At 67.3% G+C, this 11,869-nt stretch carries 12 protein-coding genes; 3 read left to right on the top strand and 9 right to left on the bottom strand.

Annotated features, from left to right (window positions below; translation table 11 throughout):
• Positions 1 to 561 precede the first annotated feature (561 nt).
• Positions 562 to 1,044 carry a GNAT family N-acetyltransferase gene (locus E1263_RS39790; RefSeq protein ID WP_132177203.1) on the top strand — a complete coding sequence of 161 codons (483 nt, stop codon included), beginning with the start codon at positions 562 to 564 and terminating at the stop codon, positions 1,042 to 1,044.
• Between the two features lie 59 nt (positions 1,045 to 1,103).
• Here E1263_RS39790 and E1263_RS39785 read toward each other — a convergent pair whose 3' ends face one another.
• From E1263_RS39785 to E1263_RS39775, 3 genes are all read right to left on the bottom strand, one after another.
• Positions 1,104 to 2,654: an MFS transporter gene (locus tag E1263_RS39785; RefSeq protein WP_132177201.1), complete on the bottom strand. Its 1,551-nt coding sequence runs from the start codon at positions 2,652 to 2,654 to the stop codon at positions 1,104 to 1,106.
• 58 nt (positions 2,655 to 2,712) lie between these two features.
• Complete coding sequence (locus E1263_RS39780) at positions 2,713 to 3,318, bottom strand: TetR/AcrR family transcriptional regulator (RefSeq protein ID WP_132177199.1); 606 nt, start codon at positions 3,316 to 3,318, stop codon at positions 2,713 to 2,715.
• A 197-nt stretch (positions 3,319 to 3,515) separates the two neighbouring features.
• Positions 3,516 to 3,764: a DUF4229 domain-containing protein gene (locus E1263_RS39775; RefSeq protein ID WP_132177197.1), complete on the bottom strand. Its 249-nt coding sequence runs from the start codon at positions 3,762 to 3,764 to the stop codon at positions 3,516 to 3,518.
• A 109-nt stretch (positions 3,765 to 3,873) separates the two neighbouring features.
• On the opposite strand from E1263_RS39775, the gene E1263_RS39770 reads away from it, so the two are divergent.
• On the top strand, positions 3,874 to 4,635 hold the full coding sequence (locus tag E1263_RS39770; protein WP_132177195.1) for a hypothetical protein: 762 nt from the start codon (positions 3,874 to 3,876) through the stop codon (positions 4,633 to 4,635).
• A 2-nt stretch (positions 4,636 to 4,637) separates the two neighbouring features.
• On the opposite strand, the gene ccsB is transcribed toward E1263_RS39770, so the two are convergent.
• Genes ccsB through hemL form a run of 6 tightly spaced genes read right to left on the bottom strand, consistent with a single transcriptional unit; the run spans position 4,638 to position 10,488 of the window.
• A complete protein-coding gene (gene ccsB, locus E1263_RS39765; protein ID WP_132177193.1) occupies positions 4,638 to 5,600 on the bottom strand; it encodes a c-type cytochrome biogenesis protein CcsB in 963 nt (320 codons plus the stop codon).
• Positions 5,597 to 7,171: a cytochrome c biogenesis protein ResB gene (resB, locus tag E1263_RS39760; RefSeq protein ID WP_132177191.1), complete on the bottom strand. Its 1,575-nt coding sequence runs from the start codon at positions 7,169 to 7,171 to the stop codon at positions 5,597 to 5,599. Before resB ends, ccsB begins: the two co-directional genes overlap by 4 nt.
• Before the next feature lies 1 nt (position 7,172).
• Positions 7,173 to 7,916, bottom strand: a complete 744-nt coding sequence (locus E1263_RS39755) for a cytochrome c biogenesis CcdA family protein (RefSeq protein WP_132177189.1) — start codon at positions 7,914 to 7,916, stop codon at positions 7,173 to 7,175.
• A 4-nt stretch (positions 7,917 to 7,920) separates the two neighbouring features.
• Positions 7,921 to 8,502 carry a TlpA family protein disulfide reductase gene (locus tag E1263_RS39750; protein WP_132177187.1) on the bottom strand — a complete coding sequence of 194 codons (582 nt, stop codon included), beginning with the start codon at positions 8,500 to 8,502 and terminating at the stop codon, positions 7,921 to 7,923.
• Positions 8,502 to 9,125, bottom strand: coding sequence for a histidine phosphatase family protein (locus E1263_RS39745; protein WP_238161997.1), 624 nt, complete (start codon positions 9,123 to 9,125; stop codon positions 8,502 to 8,504). Before E1263_RS39745 ends, E1263_RS39750 begins: the two co-directional genes overlap by 1 nt.
• Before the next feature lie 40 nt (positions 9,126 to 9,165).
• Positions 9,166 to 10,488 carry a glutamate-1-semialdehyde 2,1-aminomutase gene (gene hemL / locus E1263_RS39740; RefSeq protein ID WP_132177183.1) on the bottom strand — a complete coding sequence of 441 codons (1,323 nt, stop codon included), beginning with the start codon at positions 10,486 to 10,488 and terminating at the stop codon, positions 9,166 to 9,168.
• Positions 10,489 to 10,773: 285 nt separating this feature from the next.
• Between hemL and E1263_RS39735 the strand changes: the two genes are divergently transcribed.
• Positions 10,774 to 11,869, top strand: a 1,096-nt coding sequence (locus E1263_RS39735; protein ID WP_132177181.1) for a lytic transglycosylase domain-containing protein, incomplete at its 3' end; no start/stop codon positions are given.

Here is an 11,869-nt window from a genome sequence, read left to right as displayed (position 1 = left end):
CCCTTCATCACCACGAGGCCCCGCACCCACCCGGCGCGGGGCCTTTTTCTTTGTATCCACCCTCACCGCCAGCCATCCGGCCAGCCCGACCCGCGCCCGCGCCCGCGCCCGCGCCCGCCCAAAGAAACGGCGCCCCATTCGTAAGCACAAGCCCCACCCTTGAGCACGAACTTCATCTTTGAGTACCCATCAACCACTTCGCGGCGGGAAATCTGGTTGATGGATACCCAAAGTGCCACCTCGCGCCCAAAGACACGGCGACCCACTCGCGAGCGCCCACCCCACTCCCGAGCACGAACCCCACCCTTGGGCACGAGCCCCATCTTTGGGCACCCACCAACCACTTCCCAGCCGGAAATGTGGTTGATGGATACCCAAAGTGCTGCCTTGCGCACAAAGACCCGGCGACCCACCTTTGTGCACGGTGGCGACGCCAGTTGATGGGAGGACCCACGAGATGGCGGGTTCTGCACTCTCATGCGGGTCCGGAACCCACAAGCCGATGGGTGGACCCACGAAATGCAGCTGACGGATCACCCGAGGGCGCGAGATCCTGAGCGCATGATGGAACTTCGGGAGCTAGGCTCCGACGACTGGAAAGTCTGGCGCGAACTGCGGCTGGCGGCGCTGGAAGTGGCGCCGTACGCGTTCGGGTCGAAGCTGGCGGACTGGGTGGACGCGCCGGAGGAGAAGTGGCGAGCGCGGCTGGAGTTGCCGGGCTCGCGGAACGCGGTCGTCTACAGCGACGGTACGGCGGTGGGGATGGCCAGCGGCGTTCCCGCGGAAGTGGACGGCGTGGTCGGGCTGATCTCGATGTGGGTCGCCCCGGCCGGCCGCGGGAAAGGCGTCGGCGACCGGCTGATGGACTGGGTCGAGCAAGGTGCCCGCGCCACCGGCGCGCACACGCTCGAGCTCATGGTTGCTGAGGGCAACGAGAAGGCCATCGGCCTGTACGAACGCAGCGGGTACGTCGCGACCGGCAGCCAGGAGGAGGTCGACGGCGACCGCGTCCTCCGCGAGACGATCATGCAGAAGAGCCTGTAGACGAGAGAAAGGCCCGCTTTCCCCCTCCCGGGAAGCGGGCCTTCCAGTCTTTGGCGCGATCAGCCGATGTGCACCGGGGTCTTGCCGTCGCCGGCGAGGTCCTTGTGCTTGACCGACAGGCCGATCAGGGTAATGATCGCCGATCCGAGGGCCAGGAAGGTCGACCAGAGGAACGCCCGGGTGAATCCGTGCGTCGTGGCCACGGCCTCGAACTGCTTCTGCAAGATGTTCAGCTGCTCCGGCGACTGCCCGGCCTCGGCGGCCTTCTGCAGGCCCGGGGCCAGCTCGGTGAACTTGTCCTTGATCGCGTTGGTGGAGACCGTGCCGAGCAGCGCCAGGCCGATCGCACCACCGATCTGCTGGACCGTGTTCAGTACGGCGGAACCTACGCCCGAGTCCTCATCCGCGACACCGCTGACCGCGGTCAGCGTGAGCGGCACGAAGATCAGGCCCATGCCGAAGGACAGCAGCAGGATGAACGGCAGCAGACCCGACGCGTACGACGAGGTCACCTCGAGCCGGCTGAATCCGAACATGCCGGCCGCGACGAACAGGCCACCGGCACCGGAGATCCAGCGCGGGTCCATCCGCGCGATCAGCACCGAGGCGAGCTGCGCGGCCCCGACGATGCCGACACTGAAGGGCAGGAAGGCCAGACCGGTCACGATCGCGCTGTAGCCCAGGATCATCTGCACGAAGATGCCCAGGAAGTAGAACATCGAGAACATCGCCGCACCGACGACCAGCATCACGAAGAAGCTGACGCCGCGGGTCCGGTTCGCGAGGATCCGGAACGGCATCAGTGCGTGCCGCGAGCGAGCCTCGATCATCAGGAAGAGTGCGAGCAGCACGACACCGGCGCCGATGAAGATCAGCGTCCAGAGGTCACCCCAGCCCTTGGAGCCCGCGCGGGTCAGACCGTAGACCAGCGAGGTCAGACCGACAGTCCCGGTGATCGCACCCGGCAGATCGAACTTGCCCTTCTGGCGCGCCGACTCCCCCAGGTAGCGGAAGGCCAGTACGGCGACGATCAGGCCGATCGGCGTGTTGATGAAGAAGGTCCAGCGCCACGACAGCTCGGTCAGCGCGCCACCGAGGATCAGGCCGACGGCCGCGCCGGCGCCGGACATCGCGGCGTACACGCCCATGGCGCGGTTGCGCTCTTTACCAGCCGGGAAGGTGGTGGTGATGAGTGCCAGTGCGTTCGGTGAAGCGGCAGCGGCCGCGACGCCCTGCAGGATCCGGCTGGCGAGCAGCACGGACTCGTTCTGCGCGATACCGCCGACGAACGATGCCACCCCGAACAGGAGGACACCGAAGATGAACACCTTGCGGCGGCCGAGGATGTCACCCATCCGGCCACCGAGCAGCAGCAGACCGCCGAAGGCCAGCGCGTAGGCGTTGACCACCCAGGTCAGCGTGGCGTCGGTGAAGCCCAGCGCGTCCTTGATGTGCGGCAGCGCGATGTTGACGACGGTGCCGTCGAGCACCACCATCAGCTGCGCCATGCTGATCAGCGCCAGTGCGATGCCTAGATTGCGGTGACCGTGTGCGCCCGGCTCGGCCACGGTATCGGTTGGGCGATCGCCCTTCACGACGTCTTCGGACATGAAAATTTCCCCTCGATGCGCATGTTTCTTACGGATATCTGCCGACCGGCCCCTGCGGTCAGCGCGCCTGCGACCCCCGCGCCGCAGGAAGAATGATGTGGTCGATCACTCGGAGGATCAGTTCCTCGGTCGGCTGCTCACCGAGGATGTAGGCCTGGTGCACGATCACGGCCGGCAGCGTCACCGAGAGCATCTCGATGTCGGCGTCCGGCGCGATCTCACCGCGGGCGACCGCCCGGGTGTAGACCCCGGCACTGATGCCCTGCCGCGGCGCCAGGAACCGCTCCCGGAACGCCTTCTGCAGGTCCGCGTCGCGGTGCAGCGCCGTCACCAAGCCGGCGATCACCGACATCGGCACCTCGTCGGTGAACCCGCCGTCGCCACACGACATGGCGATCAGGTCACCGCGCAGGCTCCCGGTGTCCACGTCCTCGGGCATCGGGCACCCCTTGGCCCGGCTGATCGCGTCGACGACCAGATCGGCCTTCGTCGACCAGCGCCGGTACAGCGTCGCCTTGCTCGCCTTCGCCATCGTCGCGACCGCGTCCATGGTGAGCCGGTCGTACCCCAGCTCGGCCAGCACCGTGACGGTCGCCTCGAGGATCTCCTCCTCGCGGCCACCCTCGACCCGCGGCCGCGGCCGCGCTCCGACTGCATCGATCATGATCACCCTGAGTAAACAATTGGTTGCATAGAACGAAACGGTTTCGTTTCATCACTCAAGCTACGCCTCATGTGAGCGATTGCACAAAGGATTTCCGAAGTGGCCTACATCACTCTGCGTACCACTTACTCAGCTGGTACGACGAAAAACCCCGCCCCGACCGTGCTGGTCGAAGCGGGGTTCTGAACGGAGTGAGGTCAGTCGTCCTCGGCGGTCCGCGCCTGCTCGAGTCGCTGCGTCATCCGCGCGGCCCGAGTGTCGATCTTGCCCGCCAGCCGGTCCCGCGCAGCGCGCAGAACGAAGATCGCCAGGATCGAGGAGATGACAAGCGCCACCAGCAACAGCGGGAAGACGGTCAGCTGGTTCCGCAGCGGGAAGTACAGCACCGCGAAACAGATCCCGAACAGACCGGCCCGCAGCCCGGTGTAGATGGCAAATTCCTTCACATCAACCCTTTCCTCGCCAAACAGCATCACATACCACTGTCCGGCCCGGTGACTCCCCCTGCACCTAAGGTCGAAACGAACGCTTGACCCACTACGGAAGGTGCATGACATGCGTCTCGCTGTTGCTGCCGGCTCACTTGCTCTGACGCTCATCCCGACCACAGCTGCTACCGCGGCAACGGCACCGGACCCGGTGTACCAGTACGCCGTCGCGCACCCGCTCGACCTGGCCGGATTGGACCGGATCTCCCGTCAGTACACCGGCGCCGGGATCGACGTACAGCTGAACGGTGTCGACGGGCTCGTTTCCGGCACCGAGGCACAGCGGATCCTGGACTCCCGCTGGGCGGCCCGAAAGTCGGACCGGGCAGCCGGCCAACTCAAGGCGGACCCGGCCGACAACCTCAGCGTCGGCTTCACCTGGGTCGGCACAGTGGCCCGAGGCATCTGGGACTTCCGCGACGGCTTCGTCGGCGGCGTGAAGCCGGTGGACCTGTCTAGCGTCCAGCTCTCGCTCGGGTGCACGGAGATCAAACAGACCATCACACGGACCTACGACTACACCAACAAGCAGACCGCGAACGCGGCGTACCTCTACCACGGTGGGCTGGGGACCAACGCGCCGATCAGCGCCGTCAAGGACGCCACCTCCGGCCACATGATGGTCACTGACCACGGCGTGACCGACATCGTCTTGTCCAAGCCCCGCGGCTGCGCCAAGCATCGCCATGGCGCGCAGTACACCTACGAGCACAACCAGGGTCAGTCCAGCATCAGCGCCTCAGCCGGCTGGGGATTCCTCAGCGTCAGCTACGGCGGAGGCGGCGTGCACTTCCAGAAGGGGACCAACCCTTCATACAAGTCCTTCTGAACTCACAGCCCCGAGTAGGCGTGGAAGCCGGACAGCAGGAGGTTGACGCCGATGAAGTTGAACAGGAAGACGAACCAGCCGGCGATCGCGACCCAGGCTGCCCGGCGACCACGCCAGCCGGCGGTGGCGCGCGCGTGCAGGTAGCCGGCGTACACGACCCAGGTCACCAGGGACCAGACCTCCTTGGGGTCCCAGCCCCAGGCCCGGCCCCAGGCGTAGTACGCCCAGATCGGGCCGGCGACCAGGACGCCGAAGGTCCAGAGCGGGAAGGCGAAGGCGTGCACCTTGTAGGCCACGGCGTCGATCGCGGAGGCTGCGGGGACCCGGCGGAGAGCGGCCGGCATCGGCTTGCCGTCGGTCGCGCGGCGCTCGGCCCTCGCCTTGATCAGGTAGAGCGCGGACGCCAGTCCACCGACGGTGAACCCGCCGCCTGCGATGGCGGCGGCGGAGACGTGGATGACCAACCAGTACGAGTGCAGTGACGGCAGCAGGTCACCGGCGGGGACATAGAAGGCCAGTACGGCGAGGCCGAGCGTGCCTGCGATGACGAATGTGACGCCGAGGCCCAGCCACTGCAGCCGCTGACGCTTGAGCATCACCAGGTAGACAGCGGCCACGGCCAGCGATGCGGTAATCGAGAACTCGTACATGTTGCCCCAGGGCACCCGCCCGGCAGCGAGTCCACGGGTCAGCACGCCGGCTGCGTGCAGCGCGAAAGCCAGAATGGTCAGCAGTACGCCGACCCGGCTGGCCTGTTCGGCGCGCACCGACGGGGTCTCCTCGACCTCGGGTTCGACCGGATCCGAGGCGCCCCCGGCCCCGACGAGGACCTTGTCCTCAGCCTTGCGGGGCACCCGCAGACCGGCCGCCCACTCCACCGTGTGCGCCAGCAGCGCGATGGTGTAGACGACTGTGGCGGTCGGGATCAAGAGATTCGACAGCGACGCCAGCGTGGACGAATTCATACCTGCTCCTGCTTCTTGATGACCTTGCCGATCGCTTCGAGCTCGTCGCCGATCCCGCGCTCCGGTCCCCGGTCCAGGCCGGCGACCTCGACAACCGTACGCCCGTCCTCGGTGCGGACCCGAACCCAGGTACGCCGTGGGTGGATGAACAGCGACGCCATCAGACCCAGGATCATCAGCACCAGCCCGGCCAGCGCGACATACAGGCCGGGCTGGTGGCTGACCTGCAGCTTCACCCAGCGGGTGTAGCCGTCGAAGGTGATCGAGCCCGCCTTGTCCGGGAGCGTCAGGCTCTCGCCCGGCTTGAGCCGGAAGCGCAGCTTGTCGCCGTCCTTCTCGAACTGGGTCAGCTTCGACTTGTCCAGCTGGTACACCGACTCCGGCTTCCCGGTCTCCTGCTGCGGACGGCCGTAGAACCCGGTCATCACCAGCTCCGGGTTCAGGTCGTCGGGGAAGACCGAGCGCGGGCCGAGGCTGTCGATCTGCGCCGTCGGCAGGAAATACCCTTCGAAGCCGAGCGTCACCGGCCGCGCGTCCGGGGCCTTGATCACGCCGAACGACGAGAAATTCCCGTCCTGCGGGAGGAACGGGGCCGGCCCGGAGAACGCGACCTGGCCGGTGCCGTCCTTGACCGTCACCTTCGGCGCGTAGCCGTGGCCGAGCAGATAGACCGTGCTGCCGTCGAGCTTCAGCGGATGATTGACCTGCAGGTCGTAGGACTTCTCCGGCCCGTCCGGCGTCGCCTGATAGGTGAGCGCCGCGTTGAAGGTCCGGGCGGCACCCATCTGCGGTCCGTCCTGCTGGAACGTCGCCTTGAAGTCGTTCACGGTCAGCGCGAACGGCGGCAGGTCGTTCTCGGCATCGAAGGCCGGCCCCGACGTGAAGTCGTCGTACTGGGTCAGCGAGTTGGCGAAGTCCTTGCCTACGACAACCAACACGGTGCCGCGGTAGCCGAACAGGGACCCCCAGGCGATCCCGATCAGGGCGACGATCAGCGAGAAGTGGAAGAGCAGATTGCCGGCCTCGCGGAGGTAACCACGCTCGGCTCCGATCGCGCCGTCGTACGACTCGACCCGGAAGCGGCGGCGGCGCAGCTCACGCTCCGCTGCCTCGAGCACGGTGTCGGCGTCGTCGTCGACCGTGAAGCTCTCGTAGCCGGCCAGGCGGTTCAGGTTGCGTGGGGGTTTCGGCGGGCGGGAGCGGACGGCCCGCAGGTACACGCCGAGGCGCGGGACGACGCAGCCGATCAGCGAGATGAAGAGCAGCAGGTAGATCGCGGAGAACCAGGCCGACTTGTAGACGTCGAAGAGGCCGAGCTTGTCGTAGAGCGGGCCGAGCTTCTTGTGCGTCTCAAGGAAGTCGGCGACCTTGATCGGGTCGACGCCGGTCTGCGGAATCAACGACCCCGGTACGGCGCCCAGCGCGAGCATGAACAGGAGGACCAGCGCGGTCTTCATCGACGTGAGTTGGCGCCAGGTCCAGCGCAGCCAGCCGATGACGCCGAGCGCCGGGAGATCCGGGCGGCCGTCCGGGCTGGAGCCGGCGGCGATGCGGTCCTTGACCTCGGTCATCTCACACCGCCGACCCGAAGTTGGCGACCCACTGCCGCAGATCCGCGGTCATGACATCCCACACTCCTGTCAACAGCAGCAGACCGACAGCGATCATCAGGGCGCCGCCGATCCGGATCACCAGCAACTGGTGTTTACGCACCCACGCGACCGCGCCGAGCATCCGCCGAAAGGCCAACGCAGCAACGATGAACGGGATGCCGAGCCCGAGGCTGAACACCCCGGCCAGCAACGCACCGCGGCCGACACTGCCCTCGGTCGTCGCCAGCGTCATCACGGTGCCGAGCGTCGGCCCGATACAAGGCGTCCAGCCGAAACCGAACAGTACGCCGAGCAGCGGCGCGGCCGCGATCCCGACCGCGGGAACCCGGTGGACCCGCAGATCCTTTTGCAGGAAGCCCAATCCACCGAGAAAGACCAGACCCAGTACGACGGTCGCGCCGCCGAGGATCTTCGTGATCAGGCTCTGGTGGTCGATGAGCAGGTCGCCGGCCTTGCCGAACAGCACCCCGGTGAGGATGAAGACGCTCGAGAAGCCTGCCACGAAGAGCGCCGTACCGGCGAGCATGCGGCCGCGCTGGTTCGAGCCGAGCTCGGCTGCTGACAACCCGGTCACGTAGGACAGGTAGCCGGGCAGCAGTGGCACGACGCAGGGCGAGAAGAACGAGATCGCACCGGCCAGCACTGCGATCGGCAGTGCCACCAGCATCGAGCCCGTCATCGACTGCGCGAACCACTCACCCATCAGTTCAGCCCGCGTCCTTGACCATGCCGACCAAGGTGTCCTTGGAGATCGCGGCCATCGCGCGGGCCGCGACCTTGCCCTCTTTGTCGATCACGAGCGTGGTCGGGATCGCGCCCGGCGAGATCTGGCCGCGGAACCGCAGCAGCGCCTTGCCGGACGGGTCGTAGACACTCGGGTACGGAACCTTGAACTCCTGCTGGAACCGCTTCGCCGGTGCCGGGTCGAGGTCGCGAGTGTTCAGTCCGACGAACTGGACCGACGTACCGAGCTCCTCGGCGGCCTTCACCAGATCCGGGGCCTCCTTGCGGCACGGCGGGCACCACGAACCCCAGACATTCAGTACGACGACCTTGCCGAGCTGGTCGGACAGCGTCCACTTCTTGCCTTCGAGGGTCTCACCGGTGAGCACCGGGGCGGGCTTGCGATCGGCCTTCGCGAAGACCGACACGTTGCCGTTGCCGCTGACGAAACCGGACTGACCCTGGCGACTCTGCGCCGAGTCCTGGCCGGTCGTGCACCCGGTGACCAGGAGCACGCCTGCGACCAAGACCGCCGTACGGGCGACCTTTGTTTTGTGGCGCAGCATCACGCGCCGCCGACGAACTTCTTGGGGTTCTTGACCGGCAGCAGGTCCTTGGCCGGCTCGGAGTAACCAACCGAGACGATCGACTCACCGTGGAACGTGAACGACGTGACGCTGGCCAGGCTGCACTGCCGCTTGCGCGGGTCGTGCCACAGGCGACGGCCCTCGATCGCGGAGCGGACGATCCAGATCGGGAGCTGGTGCGACACGATCAGGGCCTCGTGGCCGGCAGCCTTCTGCCGGGCGGTCTCGATCCCGTCCCGCATCCGGCGGACGATCTGCTGGTACGGCTCGCCCCAGGACGGCTTGACCGGGTTGCGCAGCAGCCACCAGGCGCTCGGGTTCTTCAGGGCGCCGTCGCCGACCCCGAACTTCTTGCCCTCGAACAGGTTGGCCGCCTCGATCACCCGCTCGTCGATGTCCGGGGTGAGCCCGAACGTCGCGGCGATCGGCTCCATCGTCTCCTGGGCCCGCTCCAGCGGCGAGCTGACCAGGTGCACGATGTCGCGGTTCTTCACGTGCTCGGCCACCCGGTCGGCCATCGCGCGGCCGAGCTCGGACAGGTGGTAGTCGGGGATCCGGCCGTAGAGCACACCAGCCGGGTTGTGCACCTCGCCATGACGCATGAGGTGCACGACCGTTGTCTCGGTCACTGACCGTATCCCTTCAGTTCTCTACTGCGGCGGCTGCAGCCGCCGCAGGGGCGAGAGCGGACTCGATTTCGGCGAGCCCGTCGTCGTCGATGGCACTGCTCACGAACCAGGCCTCGAAGGCGCTCGGCGGCAGGTACACACCGCCGTCCAGCATTGCATGGAAGAACGCACCGAACCGCGGCAGCACCTGGGCGTTGGCCCCGGCGAAGTCGCGGATCTCGGCAGGTCCGTCCGTTGACTCCACGAAGAAGACACTGAAGAGGTTCCCGGCTGCCTGGATGACGTGCGGCACACCTTCCTTGTCCAGCGCCGTCGAAACCAGGCTCTGGATGGTCAGCGCGGTCTGATCCAGCTTGGCGTAGACCTCATCGGTTGCCAGCCGCAACGTGGTCAGACCGGCCGTGGTGGCGATCGGATTCCCGGACAGCGTCCCGGCTTGGTAGACCGAGCCCTCCGGGGCCAGGTGGGCCATCACGTCGGCACGACCGCCGAACGCCGCGGCCGGGAAGCCGCCGCCCATCACCTTGCCGAACGTCATCAGATCCGGCACGACACCGTCGACGCCGTAGTACCCGGAGCGGGTGATGCGGAAGCCGGTCATCACCTCGTCGGAGATGAACAGCGCGCCGTTGTCCGTACAGGTCTTGGCGAGGAACGCGTTGAAGTTGTCCAGCGGCGGTACGACGCCCATGTTGCCGGGCGAGGCCTCCGTGATCACGGCCGCGATCTGGTCGCCGTACTCGGCGAAGGCGGCAGTGACGGCCGCCTGATCGTTGTACGGCAACACGATCGTGTCGGCGGTGGTCGCTTCGGTAACACCCGGCGTACCGGGGATACCGAGCGTGATCACGCCGGAGCCGGCCTGGGCCAGCAGCGCGTCGACGTGACCGTGGTAGCAACCGGCGAACTTCACGATCTTCGCGCGGCCGGTGAAACCGCGGGCCAGCCGGAGCGCCGACATGGTCGCCTCGGTTCCCGACGACACCAGTCGCACCTTGTCGACCGGCGTACGGGCCACGATCTCCTCGCCGAGCAGCACCTCAGGCTCGGTCGGAGTCCCGTACGACGTCCCGCGGGCGACCGCGGCCTGGACCGCGGCGATCACCTCGGGGTGCGCGTGGCCCAGCAGCATCGGGCCCCAGGAGCAGACCAGGTCGAGGTAGCGGTTCCCGTCGACGTCGGTGATGTGACTTCCGTCACCCTGAGTCATGAAGCGCGGAACGCCGCCCACGGCGCGGAACGCCCGGACGGGAGAGTTGACGCCACCGGGGGTGACAGCGGAGGCCCTCGCAAAGAGTGCGGCGGACTGTTCTGTGTGGTCGGGCACGGCGGCCATTCTTCTCTACAGACCAGTGCGCCCGGTGGGCGGGCGTCAGGATTGCCGCTCTCAGGGACTTCACAGGTGAGTTGTTACGCGCCAGTATGGGTACTCGGTAACTGCACGTACACGGGCGAGGTTCGGCGCGTAACCCACGCAGCGGGGCGGACGTTGTACCCAGTGCGACGGTTTTACCGAGCACCGACACGGTTGGACCGTGCACTGTGCAGACCGGTTTTGGCGAAGGACCTTGTCCGCGGCGTGGGGCTGGACAAGGTCGATGAGTCACGGAGGGGATCATCGATGGCGAAGGGCAAGCGCCGCGCCACGGGGAACGGCTGGCGGTCTGTTGCGCCGCTCATCCCGTTGGCGTTGTTCGCGAGCGCGTTCACCGTCAGCGCAACCGACGATCCGGCGGTCGCCACGGCGTCGCTGGAACAAGGACTGTCAGGGAACGACTCGGTCGTCGTACCGAACACCCCGATCGCAGGACCGGCCAACGTGCCGGTGCCGGGCGTGGTGGGTCACGGTGTCGATCCGGGTGAGCCGGCCAACCAGGTGGTGTCCGGCTTGTCCCGCAACGGCATTCCGAAGGCGGCTCTGAAGGCGTATTCACGGACCCAGCAACTGGTGGGGCAGGCCGATCCGACCTGTCACCTGCCGTGGACGCTGGTGGCCGCGATCGGCCGGGTCGAGTCGAACCACGGCCGCTTCGGCGGCAGCATGCTGAACAGCCAGGGCGTCGCCGTACCAGGGATCTTCGGACCCCGCCTCGACGGCACGAAGACCGCCAAGATCAACGACACCGACGCCGGTGCCTTCGACGGCGACACCGCCTTCGACCGCGCGGTCGGGCCGATGCAGTTCATCCCGGGCACCTGGCGTGCCATGGGTGTCGACGGTGACGGCGACGGCGTGCGCAACCCGCAGGACATCGACGACGCCGCCATGTCGACCGGGGTGTACCTCTGCTCCGGCAAGACCGACATGGCCAAGTCCAACGACCTGACCAAGGCCCTGCTGCGCTACAACCACTCGACCGACTACGCCAACCTGGTGATGAACATCGCCAAGGCGTACGCCACCGGCAGCTGGATCGCCGTCGGTAACGAGACCGGTGGCGACGGCATCGACCGCGCCGGCAACCAGGTCGGCGACCCGACCATCGACGCCCCGGCAGACAACAACCTGCCGCAGGCCAACGGCCTCCCGACCTACCCCGGGGTCACTCCGACCCCAGGCCCGGTCCAGCAGCCCGGCAAGCCCGGCACCCAGCCGACCAAGACCCCGCCGGGCACCACCAAGCCGCCGACCTCGAAGCCGACGGCCAGCAAGCCCCCGACCAGCAAGCCCACCCAACCGGGCACCCCTCTCCTATACACATCTTACGCTGCCGACG

Origin of the sequence: Kribbella antibiotica, from assembly GCF_004349055.1 — a bacterium.
GTDB classification, from domain to species: Bacteria; Actinomycetota; Actinomycetes; order Propionibacteriales; family Kribbellaceae; genus Kribbella; species Kribbella antibiotica.
The sequence above is the reverse complement of the archived record's forward strand: the minus strand, read 5'-3'. Positions and strand labels throughout refer to the sequence as shown.

Excerpts from the sequence above, each read along its gene's own strand:
- E1263_RS39790 (WP_132177203.1), top strand. The coding sequence starts at position 562 with ATGATGGAACTTCGGGAGCTAGGCTCCGACGACTGGAAAGTCTGGCGC.
- E1263_RS39785 (WP_132177201.1), bottom strand. The coding sequence starts at position 2,654 with ATGTCCGAAGACGTCGTGAAGGGCGATCGCCCAACCGATACCGTGGCC.
- E1263_RS39780 (WP_132177199.1), bottom strand. The coding sequence starts at position 3,318 with ATGATCGATGCAGTCGGAGCGCGGCCGCGGCCGCGGGTCGAGGGTGGC.
- E1263_RS39770 (WP_132177195.1), top strand. The coding sequence starts at position 3,874 with ATGCGTCTCGCTGTTGCTGCCGGCTCACTTGCTCTGACGCTCATCCCG.
- ccsB (WP_132177193.1), bottom strand. The coding sequence starts at position 5,600 with ATGAATTCGTCCACGCTGGCGTCGCTGTCGAATCTCTTGATCCCGACC.
- resB (WP_132177191.1), bottom strand. The coding sequence starts at position 7,171 with ATGACCGAGGTCAAGGACCGCATCGCCGCCGGCTCCAGCCCGGACGGC.
- E1263_RS39755 (WP_132177189.1), bottom strand. The coding sequence starts at position 7,916 with ATGGGTGAGTGGTTCGCGCAGTCGATGACGGGCTCGATGCTGGTGGCA.
- E1263_RS39750 (WP_132177187.1), bottom strand. The coding sequence starts at position 8,502 with ATGCTGCGCCACAAAACAAAGGTCGCCCGTACGGCGGTCTTGGTCGCA.
- E1263_RS39745 (WP_238161997.1), bottom strand. The coding sequence starts at position 9,125 with ATGCGTCATGGCGAGGTGCACAACCCGGCTGGTGTGCTCTACGGCCGG.
- hemL (WP_132177183.1), bottom strand. The coding sequence starts at position 10,488 with ATGGCCGCCGTGCCCGACCACACAGAACAGTCCGCCGCACTCTTTGCG.